This is a genomic window from Streptomyces sp. NPDC015220, assembly GCF_043079345.1.
GTDB lineage: Bacteria > Actinomycetota > Actinomycetes > Streptomycetales > Streptomycetaceae > Streptomyces.
On sequence record NZ_JBIBUK010000013.1, the window covers coordinates 25342 to 42206 of the forward strand.

At 71.6% G+C, this 16865-nt stretch carries 10 protein-coding genes; 2 read left to right on the plus strand and 8 right to left on the minus strand.

Annotated elements, in window-relative coordinates:
• The first annotated feature begins 10 nt into the window (after window positions 1-10).
• On the plus strand, window positions 11-1372 hold the full coding sequence (locus ACF061_RS24005; RefSeq protein WP_392269007.1) for a GH1 family beta-glucosidase: 1362 nt from the start codon (window positions 11-13) through the stop codon (window positions 1370-1372).
• 267 nt (window positions 1373-1639) lie between these two features.
• Here ACF061_RS24005 and ACF061_RS24010 read toward each other — a convergent pair whose 3' ends face one another.
• The 4 genes from ACF061_RS24010 to ACF061_RS24025 form a co-directional block, all read right to left on the minus strand.
• Window positions 1640-4078 carry a beta-glucosidase gene (locus ACF061_RS24010; protein WP_392269008.1) on the minus strand — a complete coding sequence of 813 codons (2439 nt, stop codon included), beginning with the start codon at window positions 4076-4078 and terminating at the stop codon, window positions 1640-1642.
• Window positions 4079-4193: 115 nt separating this feature from the next.
• Window positions 4194-5282, minus strand: coding sequence for a DUF1996 domain-containing protein (locus ACF061_RS24015; RefSeq protein WP_392269009.1), 1089 nt, complete (start codon window positions 5280-5282; stop codon window positions 4194-4196).
• A 125-nt stretch (window positions 5283-5407) separates the two neighbouring features.
• Entirely contained in the window at window positions 5408-7582 is a 2175-nt protein-coding gene (locus ACF061_RS24020) for a discoidin domain-containing protein (protein WP_392269010.1), read from the minus strand.
• 772 nt (window positions 7583-8354) lie between these two features.
• Window positions 8355-9872, minus strand: coding sequence for a phosphatidylinositol-specific phospholipase C domain-containing protein (locus tag ACF061_RS24025; RefSeq protein ID WP_392269011.1), 1518 nt, complete (start codon window positions 9870-9872; stop codon window positions 8355-8357).
• Window positions 9873-10867: 995 nt separating this feature from the next.
• Here ACF061_RS24025 and ACF061_RS24030 point away from each other — a divergent pair.
• Complete coding sequence (locus ACF061_RS24030) at window positions 10868-11875, plus strand: glycosyl hydrolase (RefSeq protein WP_392269012.1); 1008 nt, start codon at window positions 10868-10870, stop codon at window positions 11873-11875.
• A 45-nt stretch (window positions 11876-11920) separates the two neighbouring features.
• Here ACF061_RS24030 and ACF061_RS24035 read toward each other — a convergent pair whose 3' ends face one another.
• The 4 genes from ACF061_RS24035 to ACF061_RS24050 all read right to left on the minus strand — a co-directional run bounded on the left by ACF061_RS24035 (window position 11921) and on the right by ACF061_RS24050 (window position 16837).
• On the minus strand, window positions 11921-12598 hold the full coding sequence (locus tag ACF061_RS24035) for an alpha/beta fold hydrolase (protein WP_392269013.1): 678 nt from the start codon (window positions 12596-12598) through the stop codon (window positions 11921-11923).
• Window positions 12595-13197: a hypothetical protein gene (locus tag ACF061_RS24040; RefSeq protein WP_392269014.1), complete on the minus strand. Its 603-nt coding sequence runs from the start codon at window positions 13195-13197 to the stop codon at window positions 12595-12597. Before ACF061_RS24040 ends, ACF061_RS24035 begins: the two co-directional genes overlap by 4 nt.
• 111 nt (window positions 13198-13308) lie before the next feature.
• Window positions 13309-14367 (minus strand): LacI family DNA-binding transcriptional regulator, encoded by a 1059-nt coding sequence (locus ACF061_RS24045; protein WP_392269015.1) that lies wholly within the window; start codon window positions 14365-14367, stop codon window positions 13309-13311.
• Window positions 14360-16837, minus strand: a complete 2478-nt coding sequence (locus ACF061_RS24050) for a glycoside hydrolase family 2 protein (RefSeq protein WP_392269016.1) — start codon at window positions 16835-16837, stop codon at window positions 14360-14362. The genes ACF061_RS24045 and ACF061_RS24050 overlap by 8 nt, the downstream gene beginning before the upstream one ends.
• Window positions 16838-16865: the final 28 nt, after the last annotated feature.

Consider the following 16865-nt stretch of genomic DNA (forward strand, 5'->3'; position numbering starts at 1 on the left):
AAGGTTCACCGTGTCCGACCCGATCGACCTCGCCGCCTTTCCCCACGACTTCACCTGGGGCACCGCCACCTCCGCCTACCAGATCGAGGGAGCCGTCGCCGAGGACGGCCGCTCACCGTCCATCTGGGACACCTTCTCGCACACCCCCGGAAAGATCGACAACGACGACCACGGCGACACCGCCTGCGACCACTACCACCGGTGGCGCGAAGACGTGTCGCTGATGAAGGAACTGGGCACCGACGCCTATCGGTTGTCCATCGCCTGGCCCCGGGTGGTGCCCGGCGGCGACGGCCCGGTCAACGCCAAGGGCCTCGACTTCTACGACCGGTTGGTCGACGCCCTGCTGGAGGCGGGCATCACCCCGAACGTGACGGTCTACCACTGGGACCTCCCGCAGGCCCTCCAGGACCGGGGAGGCTGGACGGATCGCGCCACCGCCGAACACCTCGCCCGCTACGCCTCGCTCGTCGCCGAGCGACTGGGCGACCGGGTGACCCGGTGGGCCACCCTGAACGAACCGCTGTGCTCCGCCTGGATTGGCCACCTCGAGGGCAGGATGGCGCCCGGCCTCACCGACCTGACCGCGGCGGTCCGCGCCTCCTACCACCTGCTGCTGGGCCACGGCCTGGCCACCCAGGCGATCCGGGCGGCCGCCCCGGGCGCCCAGGTCGGCCTGGTCACCAACCACTCCACCGTCGCGGCCGCCTCGACCCGGCCGGAGGACGTCGCGGCCGCCGCGCGGATGGACGGCCACACCAACCGGTGGTGGCTGGACCCGATCCACGGCCGCGGCTTCCCCGCCGACATGCGCGAACTGTACGGGGTCGAACTCCCCGAGCGCCCGGGCGATGCGGAGACCATCGCCGCACCGCTGGACTGGCACGGACTCAACTACTACTTCCCGGTCACCGTCGCCGACGACCCCGAGGGACCGGTCCCGTACGCCCGCGAGGTCCGCCTGCCCGACGTCCCGCGCACGGGCATGGACTGGCAGATCGACGCCGACGGCCTGGAGGGCATGCTCATGCGCCTCACCGACGACTACGGCGTCAACCGCCTGTACGTCACCGAGAACGGCTCCGCCTTCCCCGACACCGTCGCACCCGACGGCACCGTCGACGACCCCGGCCGCACCCGCTACCTGGAACAGCACCTGGCGGCCTGCGCCCGCGCCGTGCGCAAGGGCGCCCCGCTCGCCGGCTACTACGCCTGGTCCCTGCTGGACAACTTCGAGTGGGCCTACGGCTACGACAAGCGCTTCGGCCTCGTCCACGTCGACTACGCGACCCAGGAGCGCACCGTCAAGACGAGCGGACGACGCTACGCGGAGATCGTCCGCGCGCACCGGCAGGGCGCCGCCACCGGTTGATCCGGCCCGCAGCCACCGAGGCGCCCGGCCGCCGGAACGCACCGGGAGCGTCGGCCGGTCCACGGCCGACCCCGCCCCGTCGATCTCCGCGTCGACGGGGCGGCGCGTTCGTCCCGGGCCACGCCGGCACCCAGCCGGCAGCGCTCGGCACCCGCGCCCACCCCTTACGACGACGTCGGCCTCCAGGACCACGACCGGGTCGTGGAGGCCGACGTCGTTCGGGTCCCCGGCAGGCCGGGCGGCCCCCTGCCGGGCCGCCCGGCCGGATCAGGGGGCCTCTGTGACCGTCAGCGGGTTGTCCCACCGCAGGTCTCCCGCGGAGCGTCCGACCATGAGCCGGTACGTACCGGCCTCCGTGCGCCAGGCACGGTCGGCCTCGGACCAGTGGCGCAGCGCACGCGGTCGCACCACCACCTCGGCGGTCGCCCTCGCGCCCGCCTCGGCGCGGACCGCCGCGTATCCGGCGAACCAGCGCTCCGGCCGCCGCACGGCCGACCCGGGGCGCGCCAGGTACACCTGGACCACCTCGCGTCCCGGCCGTCGCCCGGTGTTGCGCAACCCGACCCGGACCGTGAACGCGGAGCCCGGGGCGACCCGCGCCGGCGCGTCCACGGTCTCGTACTCCCACGTCGTGTAGCCGAGTCCGTGACCGAACCAGTACGCGGGTTCCCGCCCGGCGCGCAGCCAGGCCCGGTACCCGATGTCCAGACCCTCGGCGTAGTCCAGCCGGCCGTCGATCGGCAGGGTGTCCGTCACGGGGGCGTCCGCCAGGGACGCGGCCCAGGTGGTGGGGAGCCGGCCCCCCGGCTCCGCATGGCCGAAGAGGACATCGGCGATGCCCGCGCCCGCCTCCTGCCCCGGGAACCACCCGAGCAGCAGGGCGCCCACCTCCTCGCGCCAGGGCAGTTCCACGGGCCCTCCGCTGTTGACGACCACGACCGTGCGCGGGTTGGCCGCGGCCACGGCTCGGACGAGGTCGTCCTGCCGGCCGCCGAGGGCCAGAGCGGTGCGGTCGCGACCCTCGGTCTCGCTGTGCTCGGTGGTGCCCACGAACACGACCGCCGCGTCCGCCTGCCGGGCGGCGTCGACCGCCGCGGCGAGCGCCGTCGCCGGGTCCTCCTCGGGCGGTGCGGCGGCGAGGACCGTGGCTCGTCCGGTGCCGGCCGCGAGTTCGCGTCTGGCCACGAGGTGCACGGGCCGCTTCGACACCAGGGTGGCCCGGACGGTGTGCAGGGGCGGGTCGACGTGCACGACCGCTGGATCATCCGTCCGGCAGGGGAAGTCGCCGTCCAGGAGCACCTGTGCGTCGAGGCTGAGTGTCATGCGCCCGAATCCGGCGACGCCGAACCTCCATTCGCCGGTCCGTTCCGGTTCGAGCAGCGCGCTGATCTCCACGGTGTGCGCGCCGGGCACGAGCGTGGGCTCCAACTGGCGTCCGGACAGCCGACGTTCGGCGTGCAGTTCCCGGCCCTGAGCGTCCAGCAGCCGCACCAGGACGCCCGGCGCCCCCGACACGGGATGTGTGCACCGGCCCGGGTCGAGGGGGGACGGGGGGAGACCGAGTGCCGGGCCGGGAACATGCACCACCCGTGCCCGGCCGCGCAGCCGGGCGCGAATCCCGTCGAGGGGGGTGACGACACCCGAGGGATGGACACCCGCACTGCCACCCCCCTGGACGCGCGGCGTGGCCGCGTGCGCACCGATCACGGCGACGGCCGACAGCGCGCCCGGGTCCAGCGGCAGCACGCCGCCGCCGTTGCCGACCAGTACGGAGCCGGCGGCGACGGCGCGGCGCAGCAGCGCCCTGGTGTCACGCGTGCGCATCACCGGCTTCCTGCGGGACGCGCCCGGAGCGAGGGCGCCCACGCGGTGGGCGAGCCGGAGCAGCCGCCGTACTTTGTCATCGACCGCCTTCTCCGGTACCCGGCCGTCTTCCACCGCACCGGTCAGGTGTGTCGCCCACGGACCGTCAGGGCCGGGCATCGCGAGGTCGAGCGCGGCGCGGGCCGGCTCCTCCACCGTCCGGACGGCCGCCCAGTCGGAGACGGCGACCCCGTCGAAACCCCACTCGCCCTTGAGGACGTCCTCCAGCAGGGGACTGGCGGTCATCGTCGTGCCGTTGACGGCGTTGTAGGCGGCCATGACGAGCCACACCCCGGCCTCGACCGCCGCTTCGAACGGTGCGAGATACACCTCGCGCAGCACCCGCTCGCGGATCCGGACATCGACGGTGAGCCGCTCGGTCTCCGAGTCGTTGGCGACGAAGTGCTTCGCCGTGGCCGCGACCCCCTGCGCCTGGATGCCCCGGATCAGCGCGGCACCGGTGCGCCCGGTCAGTTCCGGATCCTCCGAGAGACACTCGAAATGGCGGCCGCCCAGCGGGCTGCGATGCAGATTGAGGGTGGGAGCGAGGACGACGTCCACTCCCTTGCGGACGGCCTCGGCGCCGAGCAGGCCGCCCAGTTCCTCCAGCAGATCGTCGTCCCAGAGGGCGCCGAGGGCCGAGGCCGAGGGCAGCAGCGCGGCGGTCCGCCGTTCGTCCCAGCTCTCCCCGCGCACCCCCGCCGGTCCGTCGGAGCAGATCATCTGCCTGAGCCCGATCCCGGGCTCCGCGGCGGTCCGCCAGGTCGTGTCGCCGGTGAGCAGCCGCACCTTCCGCGCCAGGCTCAGCTCGTCGACCAACCGGTCGATCATGTCGTCGTTCATCCCCACCCCATGTGTGACGTGAAGGCCGGCTCCCGCGGCGGGAGCAGGCCGAGGGCCCGGCCGGCCCCGCGCGTGGCGCACGGGACCGGCCGGGCCCGGTGGATCGGGCCGGCGGTCAGGGCAGTCGGTAGTCCTGGCCGAGGGTCGCGCCCGCCTCCGGGTGCGTCTGGTCGTAGCCGCGGGCGTCGCACTGGAGACCGCCCACGATGCAGTGGTCGACCATGGCCTTGAGCGTGCGTTCCTCCCACGCGTTGAAGAAGTCGTAGTGGAAGGAGTAGCCGCGGCCACTGGCCAGGTGGACCTGGCTCATGTCGCCGTTGACCGGGAAGGCCATCTTGAACTCGATCATCGGCACGGCGACCGGGTGGTCGGCGGGGCACATGTTGTCGTTGGTGCCGGGCTTGACGACCGGGTAGGCCATGTGGCTCTTGTGGTCCGGGGTGTCGAGGTACTTTCCGTCCCAGCAACTGGGCGCCTGAAAACGGATGTTGAGCTGGACGTCGGCCCGGTCCGGGCAGCTCGCGGGGAAGTCGGTGTTGAAGTAGCTGTCGCCGCATTCCCAGCCCTCGACGAAGCCGCGGTGGTGCCGGAACGCGTCGGCGCTCTGCATCGGGTCGCCCACGACGAACCGCAGCCCCTTGGGGAAGGGCCGCACGCTGGTGTAGTCGGTGACGCCGGACTTGTAGTAGATCGTCTGGGGGCCCGTCGGCAGTATCCTCTGGTCGCCCTTGTACAGCGAGGGCATCCAGTAACCCGAGGCGTCGGCGGGCGCCTTGCAGGTGGTGGCGCCGCCGTAGAGGGAGGCGGTGGTGCTGCCCGCGTTCGTCGACGTGTTGCCCATGAAGGTGTGGTCGTGGGACTTGCCGGGCTGGCCCGGGTAGACGATCGGGTCGTCCGGGGCGGTGTGCGTGACCGAGCAGTTCGCCTGGAACTCGTGGAAGTAGCGTGAGGGCGGATTGGCCGTGGACGGTGTGACGCCCGTGACCTGCGGTACCGCCGGGATGTAGCCGTCGCCGTCCGGGTCGTCGGCGGACGCCTGGGTGGAGAGGGCCATCGTGTGCCCGGTGTGGGCGACGACCGCCGCGACGGAGGCCTCGCGGTCGCTGTCGGAGGTGGCCCGGGCGAGGGTGCCGAAGCCGAGGGCGCCGGCGAGCAGCGCGGTGCCGAGGAGGAGTGCGGGGAGCCGTTTCGGACTCGATCTCATGGGATCTCCTGCCCGTGGGATGGGGAGAGGGCCCGCGCGCACGTGTCACGCGGGTGGTGCGATCGGTGGTGCGGCGGTGGCGAAGCCCTCACGGGCCGTGCCACCGGCGTCCGGGGGCACAGCCGTCAGCTGTAGATCCCCAGCTCGTGGAGGGAGTAGCCCCAGCTCGTGCCGCGCGCCGTCAGTTGCAGGCGCACGTAGCGCGCGGAGGCCGAGACGTCGACGGTGTCGACGTCACCGTCGCCGGCGGTCGTGGAGTACACCGAGCGCCAGTTGGTGCCGTCGTCCGAGACCCGCACCTCGTAGGACTTGGCATAGGCCGGGTCCCAGACCAGTTGCAGCTTGCGCAGGGTCTTCGACGCGCCGAGGTCCACCTGGAACCACTGCGGGTCGCTCCAGTCGCTGGCCCAGCGGGTCTCGGCGCGGCCGTCGACGGCCAGCGCCGGAGCGCAGGGGCAGTCGCCGTAGGACTGCTGGAAGGAGGAGGCCGTCGCCGGCCGGTTCAGCGCCAGGTCGGTCCCGCTCACCGGCGGGGCGACGACCTTGACGGACCTGGTCTCGATGCCGGCGTTGCCGTGCCCGTCCTCGGCCTGGACGTACACCTTCCACACGCCGAGCTTCTGGGGCGCGGTGACGACGAAGTTCCCGTTGCCGGTCGAGCGCCACTGCGCCTCGACGAGCCGCTTGTCACCGCTCGCGTAGTTGCCGCTGAGGAAGACCTTGTAGGTGAGGGGGTCGCCCTCGGGGTCGCGGACATCGGCGTGCACGGTGAACTCGCCGCCGGCCGGCGCGGCGGAGGCCGGGCTGACGGTCATGCCGCTGATGACCGGGGGAGTGTCGTCACCGGCCGTCGAGCCGGTGTACGCCTTCTTGACGGCGTAGTACGACAGCCGCTTCAGCCCGTCGGGCACCAGGTTGAACCAGACGCCGCCGAAGTCGTGCTCGGTGCCGTAGTGGAAGAGGGTGGCGCCCAGGGCCACGCCCTGGTGGCCGGTCACGCAGTTCCAGGCCTTGGTGTAGCCGTCCGCCTTCTGCACATCGGTCGGCTCGTCGGGGACGCCGTTGACGTCGTCGGGCACCTCCCACTCACCGGCCGGGCCGGTCTCGGTGACGATGTACGGCTTGGTGTAGCCCCCGTCGATCCAGTCCTGGCGGACCTTGCACACGTTGCTGTAGGAGTTCATCGCGTACAGGTCGAGGTCGGGCGCGTTGCGCTTGTAGTACGGCCAGGCACCCGTCCACGCGTCCGTGGAGGTGACCGGGTGGTCGGGGTCGATGCTGTGGATCTTCTTGGCGACGTCGTTGACGAAGCTGGTGTAGGCGTTGCGCTGCGCCTCCAGCTCGCTGCCGCTGTAGCAGTTCTGCAGACCGAGGACCGACTCGTTGCCGACGTTCCACATCAGCGTCGCCGGATGACTCTTGTACGCGTCCACCCACTTGGCGAACTCGGTGAGCATGTTGCTCTTGTACGCCGCGTCGGTCACGTAGTCGACGCAGCCGCCCGAGCCCGGCCCGCCGCCCGGCTGCAGCCAGAAACCGTTGATCACGTGGATGCCGTTGGCCGCGGCGGCGTCCAGGAGCGCCTTGCTGGACGCGTCGGTGCCCCAGGTGCGGATCGTGTTGGCGCCCATGGCCTTGACGTCCGGCAGGTACTTGGGGGCGTCCGAGATCGCCGGGCCCCAGGTGACTCCCTTGACGGTGTACGGCTGGCCGCCCACGGTCAGGCGCCAGTTGCCCTGGGTGCCCTCGACCTTCACGGCACCGGCCGCGGGCGGCGGTGTGGTTCCGCCGGCAGAGCCGTACACCTGGAACTCCCACAGCGAGTACCCGTATCCACTGGACCGGGCCAGGCCCTGCATCCGGACGTAGCGGCCGCTCCCGGACACGGCGAGGTCGTCGGTGCCGCCGTCGCCGCCGGTCACCGTCTTCAGGGTGTGCCAGTCGGTGCCGTTGTCGGACGCCTGGATCTCGTAGTCCTTGCCATAGGCCGACTCCCAGGTCAGGACCACACGGCTGAGGGTGGACACCTGACCCAGGTCGACCTGGAGCCACTGCTGGTCGCTCCACTGGCTGGCCCACCGGGTTCCGGTGAGGTCGCCGTCCACGGCGGCGGCGGCCGCGTAGCCGGCTCCCTCCTGCGAGGAGGCGGTGGCGGCCTTGCCCTGGGACAGGAGGGTGTCGGCCGCGTGCGCGCTCGGGGCGAGAGCGACGGTGAGCGAGGACGCGAGGAGGGCGCCCAGCGAGAGAAGAGGCACGGCCGCACGGCGTGGGAGGGAGGTGGGGGAAGCCGATCTGGACAACGGGTGCTCCTGGTGGGGTCGGGTTGCCGGGGACAGGAAGTGGTGCCGGAGGGGGGCCGTGCTTTCCGGCGCCCTCGAACCGGTCGGGAGAGCGCTCTCCGGGAACCATGCCCGGCAGTCGTGCCTCGGTCAAGAAGTTGAACCGACTTTTCTTTAGCCTTCACTTAAGGTGTCGGTGCCAGGGTTCGAGGCGCCTCCGGCCGGGGATGCGGCGACTAGGCGTCCTGAGACGGGACGGGGCGCGGGGGTCCGGGTTCGAGGCGGCGAGGACCGTGCGATCGGGCCGAAGCAGGCGCGGGGCGGCGTCGGTACGACGCGGACGGGACCGACGCGGGTCCGCACGTCGACACCCCGTCGCAGTCACTGGAGGACGAAGGCGCCGCAGGTCGTCCGGGTGCGAGGCGGGGCGAGCACCTCGGCGATCATGTCGGGTGGCGGGGCGGTGATCTCGTCATGCCGAGACGCCGGCACCGGCCGCAGGCCGGGGCCGGGAGACGTCCGGCTCTCCCGCGGCCATGAAGTGCACACCCCGCGGGCTCACCACGCGGTCGGCGGACCCCGGCCTCGGAGATCCCGGTGCGTCGAGATCCCGGACCCCTGGTGACGATCGCGAAGCCGCCCGAGGACCGCGGGCGTGACCGCGTGGCAGACGCGAATGCCCGCGGCGCCCCAGACCACCACGACGGCGACCACGCACAGCGCATGCCTGCGGCGCCCATGTCCAGGACATGGGCGCCGCAGGCGCGATGGGGCCGTTACTTCGGGCAGACGTCTACTTCGGGCAGACGTCCTGGGTCACCTTGCCGCCGGAGGTGAGGGCGGTGGCGGGGTCCACGGACAGGCACTGGCCCGTCCAGTTGTTGATGAACTTGTACGCCGTCCTGCGCTCGCTCCCGACTTCGACCTGGGTCGGGATGATGTTCCAGAGCTGACTGCCCGAGAACCAGCGGGTCTCGCAGTCCCACCAGAACAGCTGGGTGCCGGCGCCCGGCGGGGTGCCGTTGTTGTAGGGGACGGTCAGGCACTTGCCGTTGCTCGCCTTGATCCAGTAGTAGCCCTTGCCGTCGTACGGCGGCTTCTCGGCGCCCCACTGGTGGCTGCTGGGCGCCGTCGCCTGGCACGCGTGCTGGGTGACCAGGCCGCCGGTCTTGGAACTGTCGAACTCGGGTCCCCGGACCATGCACCGGTTGTACTTGGTGTCCACGTAGGTCTTGTCGGCGTTGACCAGCCAGATCGCCTGATGGCCACCGGTGACGACGTAGTTCTGGTTGCGGTCGATGATGTCCTGGATCACGGCCCAGCCGGGGAAGTCCATCATGACGAGCCCGAGATGGCCGTTGCCGTTGCCGTCGTTCAGGTACTGCATCAGTCGGAAGTTGACGCCCTGGACGGCAGGCTGTTTGCCGTCCCATCCGTAGCCGCCGGCGAAATCGGCGGGGGACATGAGGTCCCCGTTGTAGTCGGACGCGGACGTGTACGTCACGAACATCTCACCACTGCCGTCGCGTACTGCCTGATCGATGTTCGCCTTGACGAAGTTCCACTTCTCCGGAATGCCGTTCGGCTCGTAGTGGTCCTCCTGGTGATTGTTGAAGGACCTGATCCCGTACTGGTGGTCGACGTGGTCGAAGCTGCCCAGCACGATCTTGCCCCGTACATCCGAGAGCCGGGGCACTCCAGCCGGTTTCCCCTGGGAGACCGACGGGGCGTAGAACAGGTCGGGGTAGCGGGACACATAACTCGCGAAGATCGATTCGATCTTCGCGCTGTCGACGGTCTTCGGATCGTTCTCGCAGTCCCCGGCGCCGACGGACTCGGTCCCGCGAGAGCACTCGGCCCTCAAACGCATGACGACCGTCTCGGTCTTGTGCTTGCCGAGGAAATCCTGGGCCTTGGTCAGCACGTCGTCGAAATTGGCGTTCTGGTACACCTTTCCGTGATGCACCGTGAAGTACCCGTTCTCGGTGACACGCACCCGGATGTCGATGGCACGGATCCCCCGCTCCAACTGCGCCGTCAGAGTGTTGCCGCTCTCGCCGAAGTCCTGCTGCGTCTGCGATATCGGCAGGTTCTTGATGGAGAGGGTGTCGTGGGTGCCGGGCAAGGACAGCGCCGCGAGCCATGTTCCGCCGGCGAGGTCCTTCATCCAGTCCGCCTGCGTCGCCGGCCCGAGGTTGGAGAACGCGTCCCCCCAGTTCGTGCCGTGGGCCTGGGCGGGCGCAGGCGCCAGAAGCGTCGTACTCCCTGCGACACCGAGCACGATCGCGCCCGCCGAGACACCGGTCGTCATCCGGCGCGCCAGCCGACGAAGCCACGGCAACGAGGTGTTGCGGACATCGGGAGGAGAGGAACGAGGCATGGGACTCCCATTCAGGGTCAAGGAGAAGCTACGGAGGGCTTTGCTCGGATCCCCGGACGCGAGGCGGCCACGGCACTGGCAATCCCGCTCTGCCCTTCATCGCCCGGCTTTCGTCGGCAGGTCTTGTCCGCGCACCCGAAGAACGGCCCAACGGCCGTGCCGCCACGGCGAATCCATGGTGGCGGCTCCTGCTAACGCTCCGCTGCCGCCGCGCTAACCTCGTTCCTCCGCCGTGACACGGGGTGCGGGGATTCCGCGAAGCCCTGTGGTGTCCGGTTCGTGATCACACGGGACCCAGGCCGGTGAGCGGGCGGTTCGGTTCGCTTCATGGGCCTTCCGTCGCAAGAGGGCGGCGATGCCGGTCGTCCCCGTCAGCCGCGGCGCGCCGATGGCGAAGTGTCGCCAGGTGGCCCTCGCGCGAGGCGCAGCCCGCCCGGACCGGACCCGACCCTGGTGACGCTGCTGAGGCCCGTCGCCCCCGCGGTCCTGATCGTGTCGGGCATCCGGGAGGCGCGGCGTCGCCGTCGGTCGCCGACGGTCCGTGCCGACGCCCTCCCCTGCCGTGCAGTGGCATGTGCCGCCCCGCTCATCGGCATCGAGCAGCCGGCGTCGTCGGCCCCGCCGCCGTAAAGCCCTCACGCCCCATGGACGGCCAACGAGCGCTCACCGCACAGGACGCGGTCCTGGCCTCTGAGAGAACCTCACTCCCCCTGCGATCAAGTGCCTTCGGCGGGCCGGCCGACGGGTCGCGGCGCGAAAACGCGCATGCGGGACAAAGGGCCGGCTAATAGACGGCGTTCAGAAAGCGTTAAGTAAATAATTCCGCGAGCGCGATGCCGATGTCCCTCTGAACCATTGACGGGCACCCGGCGCAGTAGCCAACTTGGTGGCACGTATTCCGTTCGACCGAGGGAGTTTCTGTGCTCATGAGGAGAATTCGGCATCGCGTCACCTTCATGGTGGCCGCCGCGGCTGTCGCTGCGGCGATCTTCGTCGGGCCGGCGACGCGATCCGCGCAGGCTTTTCCGGCCACTCCCAAGCAGAATGTGCTGAACTACCTCCGCTCCATTTCCGGGAACCACATCGTTTCCGGACAGCACAACAAGGAACCCGCCACCGCGCCCGGCCAGTACACGCAGCAGGTCAAGGACGTGACCGGGCAATATCCCGGTCTGTGGGGCGGCGACCTGATGTTCAACGCCACCGACGTGGCCAACCGCCAGCGCGTGATCGACCAGGCGAGGACCGAGTGGACGAACGGCTCGCTGGTCGCGCTCACCTGGCACGTCTGCCCGCCGACCGGCGGCTCGACCTGCGCGTTCGAGGGCGGCGTGAAGTCGAACATCTCCAATGCGCAGTTCTCGCAGATCATCACCGACGGCAGCGCCCTGAACACCGCCTGGAAGCGGCGCCTCGACGAGGTCGTCCCCTATCTCCAGCAGCTCAAGAACGCGGGCGTCCCGGTCCTCTTCCGGCCGCTGCACGAGATGAACGAGTCATGGAACTGGTGGGGGAACCGGCCGGGAGCCAACGGCAGTCCGCGCCTTTACCAGATCACCCATGACTATCTCGCCAAGACCAAGGGCCTGGACAATCTGATATGGGTCTGGAACGTTCAGGACAATCCCGCCGGCGGCTGGAGCAACTACTATCCGGGCGATCAGTACGTGGATGTCGTCTCGCTGGACGCCTGGTACAAGAATTACCCCAGCGCCGCCGACTACCAGCAGATGCGAAGCATCGCGGGAACGAAGCCCATGGCCATCGCGGAGATGGGCAAGGTGCCCACTGCCTCGCTGCTGGACAGCCAGCCGCAGTGGGCTTGGTTCATGATGTGGTCCGAACAGCTGCGCGGGAACAACACCAATGCCGAGATCCAGACGGCGTATTTCCTGCCCCGGGTGCTGAACCAGGGCGAGATCACGCTGCCCTGACGCCTTCCGCCGGCCCGGCACGACCGGGCCGGCGGAGCCGGCCGGTCACAGCCAACCGCGCAGAGCCCGGAGGAAACCGGCCGGATCGTCACGGTGGACGGTGTGCCCGGCACCGTCCACCGTCCGTAGGTGCCAGCCGCTCCGGCTCAGCGCCGCGGCTTCGGCGGGCGGGATGCGCTCGCTGGGGCCGGGGAGCAGGACGAGCGAGGGGACGGCCGGGGCGCCGGGCAGACCCGGCAGATGCTGAAGAGCGGTGACGGACGCGGGATCCCAGGAGTCCAGGGCGTGCCGTTCGGCGGTGATGTCGTCGTCGTGCCATCGCGGATGCGCGGCACGCAGGTCTGCCCAGGTGGCGTGTCTGACGGCGCGCAGGGCGTCCAGGTCCCGCGGTCGGGGCAGCCATGCGGGGTCGCAGTGGACGGCGCGGGCGCAGCGCAGCCGGGGAACGGCCGGCAACAGCGCGGCCGAGCCCAGCGAGTGACTGACGGCGAGATCCGGGGCAGGGGGCAGGGCGTCCAGCAGCGCCGCGGCGAGCGCGTGCGGTGTGTAGTCCGCGGCGGGCCCGCTTGCTCCGTGACCGGGCAGGTCCACGGCGACGACCCGGTAGCCGTGCCGGGCGATCGCCGGCGCGACGCGGTTCCAGCTGCGCGAGTCGGTCATGATGCCGTGCACCAGTACGGCCGTCCGCGGGCCGTTGCCCCAGACCCGGGTCGCGAGCCTCATGAGGACCCGCCCAGGGGCACCCGGGCGCGGTGGAGCACCGCTCCCTCACCGGACACCCGACAGGGGGAGCCGACCGGGACCAAGGCGGCGGCACCCGCGGTGAGAGCCGGGCCCGCGTCCAGCCGGGCCCGGCCGGCGAGGCAGAGCAGGACCTGCGGCCCGGCGGCGGTCAGGCACACCGCCTCGGCGCCCGCGTCCACCCGAGACAGGGCGAACTCCGCCGCCGGGCAGCCGTACCGCTGCTCGCCCGCCACGGCCGCCGGCGCGGGACGCACGACGGACGGCGCGGTGGCGCGGAGGTCGACGACGTCGCTCAGCAGCGCGGTGTCCACGTGCTTGTCGGTGAGTCCGCGGCGCAGCACGTTGTCGGAGTCGGCCATGATCTCCACGCCTGTTCCCCGCAGGCAGGCGTGCGGCACCCCCGCCGCCGGATACGGGGCTTCCCCCGCGTCCAGGCGGACGTGGCCGAACAGCGGTGCCGCGAGCAGACCGGGGTCGCCGGGGAAGTCGCCGGCCACGGTGGCGTACGCGGCGGCGGGGACGGCCAGGGCGCTCACCGCGAGGAGACGGGCGAGGGTTCTTCGGCGGTTTCGGGGCATGGCGGCCCTGCCTTTCGGCCCAGGAGGAGGCAGCGGGGGACAAGTGGGCGGTACCGGGCCCTTGGGCGCGGACGTCGGACGGCGGCCACCCGCGCGGGTGGCCGCCCGCGGTCAGGCGGTGGTGTCGGCCGGGGGCGCGGTGCTGCCGCGGGGCAGCAGGACGGGCTTCGCGGCGGGGCCCGACGAGGGGTCGCGGCGGTGGACGACGTCGAACAGCCGACGGGTGACATCGGCGCCGAAGCCGAACACGTCGTGGGTCATGGCGGACAGGTTCGGATGGGTCAGCCGGCACAACTGGGAGTCGTCCCAGGCGATCAGGCTGACGTCCCTCGGCACGCTCAGGCCCATCTCGGCGGCCACGGACAGACCCGCGACCGCCATGATGTCGTTGTCGTAGACGATCGCGGTGGGCCGCTCCCGGGAGGCGAGCAGCGACCGGGTCGCCCGGGCGCCCTGCTCTCCGGAGTAGTCGGTGGTGAGGCTGCGGGCCGGCTCCAGGCCCAGTTCGGCCACGATCGCGTTCAGCGCGGCGGTACGGATCAAGGTGTGGCCGAGCGCCGGATGACCGCCCACCCGCGCGATCCGCCGGTGCCCGAGGGCGGCGAGGTAGCGCACCGCCTCGTGCACGGCGCTTTCGTCGTCGGTCCACACCGAGGTGAAGCCGCCGGTCAGGGACGGGTGGCCGACCGCGACGGCCGGCAGCCCGATCGTCGCCAGTTCGGTGATCCGTGGGTCGTCCCGCTGGATGTCGACCAGGACGGAACCGGCGATCCGGCGGGACTGCCACCACTGGCGGTGGACGGCGATCTCCTGGGCGGTGTCCCGCACGAGGTGCAGCAGCAGCGAGCACCCCTGCCTCTCCAGCACGGACTCGGCCCCCGAGATGAACTCCATGTAGAAGGGCTCCAGGCCGAGTTGCCGCGCGGGCCGGGCGATGACCAGACCGACGGTGTCCCCCGCGCCGGTCGTCGAGCCGGACAGCTTGATCGCGGCATGGTTCGGCACCCACCCCAGCTCGGCGACGGCCGCCATGATGCGTTCGCGCGTCGCCTCCGAGACACCGGGGCGGTTGTTGAAGGCGAGGGACACCGCTCCCCGGGACACGCCGGCCCGGGCCGCCACGTCCGTGATCGTGACGCGCCTGGACCGGCGTGCGCGAGGGTCACCCATGGACGTATCCGCCCCCGTTCACGCAGAACAGCGCCGCACGGGCGGCCCGGGCGTCGGGCCGCCGCCAGCCGGCGACCCGCCACGTCGCGCTCTCGCCGGGCAGGAGCGTGACCCGGCCCTGATCGGTGCGGGCCTGAGCGTCGAGCCGGTCGGCCTGGAGCAGCAGGTCCCGCACGAGCCCGCCGGCCGTGACCGTGACCAGCGCACCGCCCTCGCCGTCCTCACCGACCCGCACCTCGTAGGAGGCGGCCGGGTAGGCGAACTCGCGGTCCGAGCAGGCGAAGCGCACCGCGCGCAGGCCGTCCGCGTCGGCGACCAGGAATTCCCCGCGCACGTCACCGAGGCGCGCGACCGACTCCGGCAACCGCTCCAGTGCCACGTTCCGCGCCGCGGCCTTCAGCGCGACCACGGCGGTCGCCAGCACCGTGCCGTCCGCCGCCATCCGGCGGACGGTGACGGTGGTCTCCCAGACCGCCGCGCTCTGGTTGCAGCCCGCGAGGACCAGGTCGCCGTCGCGGTCCTGGATCGTCAGCAGCCGGTCGGCGTACAGGCGCCGCATCTCGAAGTAGAGGGGCTTGAGCCGGCCGTCGCCGTCGATCGCCGCCCAGGACGTGACCGGCCAGCAGTCGTTGAGCTGCCACAGCACCGTGCCGGCGCAGCGCGGCCAGTGGGAGCGCCAGTGCTCGACGCCGGCGGCGACGGCGCGCGCCTGGTTGAGCTGAGTCAGATAGTGCCAGGTGTCGAAGTCGGCGGGCTGTGCGAAGTGCCGGGCGAGCCCGCGGTTCAGCTTGCCGTTGCCGTCCTCCGCCTTCTGGTGGTGCAGCATGCCGGGAGCGTCGGCCGTCAGCGGGCGTTCGGCCAGGGCGCGCTCCAGGGTGGCGAGCGCCGGAGGCGCCTGCCAGCCGAACTCGGCGACGAAGCGCGGCACCGTGGTGAGGTAGTCGCTGTAGTCGCGGCGGTTCCACACCTCCCACGAGTGGCTGGTGCCGTGGCCGGGATCGTTGGGCGTGTGGGCCCAGGACCCGGACCACGGACTGCCCGCCCAGTACGGGCGGGTCGGGTCCGTCTGCGCCACGACGCGGGGCAGCAGGCCCAGGTAGTAGCCCTCGCCCCAGGAGTCGCCCGCGAGGGTCCGCTCCCACTCCCAGTCGGCGAAGCCCCACAGGTTCTCGTTGTTGCCGTTCCACAGGACCAGCGACGGGTGGGGCATCAGCCGGGTCACGTTCTCCCGGGCCTCGGCCTCGATCTCCGAGCGCAGCGGCTGCTCCTCCGGGTAGGCGGCGCAGGCGAACAGGAAGTCCTGCCAGACCATCAGCCCCAGTTCGTCGCAGAGGTCGTAGAAGGCACGGTCCTCGTAGATGCCGCCGCCCCACACGCGCACCAGGTCCACACCGGCCTCGGCCGCCTGGGTGAGCCGGTCGCGGTAGCGGTCCGCGGTGACGCGGCTGGGAAAGGCGTCGTCGGGGATCCAGTTGACCCCGCGGGCGAATACGGGTGTGCCGTTGACGACCAGGGTGAAGGCGCTGCCGTACGCGTCCGCGGAGGTGTCGAGTTCGATCGTGCGGAAGCCGATGCGGCGCTCCCACGTGTCGAGGACCCCGCCGCCGTCGGGGTCGCTGAGGACGACCGTGCATCCGTGCAGCGCCTGGGCGCCGTATCCGCGCGGCCACCACAGCTCCGCGTCCGGGACCCGCACCGTCACCGTGGCGGTGTTCTGCCCCGGTGCGACCGCGACCTCAGCGGACGCGTCACCGACGGCGGTCACCAGCCGCAGCTCCCTGTCCCGTCCGGTCGCCGTGCGGTCCAGGCCGACGACGATCTCGACGGCGCCGGTGCCGTCCTCGGCGACGGTGACGTGCGGGCGTACCGTGGCCAGCCGGGCCGTGGACCACTGCTCGAGCCGCGCCTCGCGCCACACACCGGCCGTCACCAGGGTGGGGCCCCAGTCCCAGCCGAAGGAGCAGGCCATCTTGCGGATGTAGTTGAACGGCTCCGGGTAGGAGTTGGGCCGCTGCCCGAGGGTGGCCCGGACCGTCTCCGCTTCGGTGTAGGCGGAGGTGAAGGCGACTTCGAGCGGGGCGGCGCCGTCGGTGAGTTGCTCGGTGACGTCGAACCGGTAGGACCGGTGCATGTTGCGGGTGCGGCCCAGCAGCCGACCGCCGACGTGGACGGCGGCGACCGTGTCCAGGCCGTCGAAGACCAGCTCGGCGCGCTCGAAGGCGGCGTCCCGGCGCGGCAGTTCGGTGGTGTACGTCCAGTCGGCACGGCCCACCCAGGCCACCTCGTGCTCGTTGCGGTCGAGGTAGGGGTCGACCAGCCATCCCGCCGCCATGAGGTCGGTGTGGACGCAGCCGGGCACCCGGGCCGGCACGGCGGTCCCGGCCAGCCCCGGGGGCGCCTGCTCGGGGGTGTGCCGGTCGGTGTTCAGGCGCAGCGTCCAACCCTGGGAGAGCGGGGTGCGGACCTTCATGCGGGACTCCTCGTGAGACGTGGTGCGG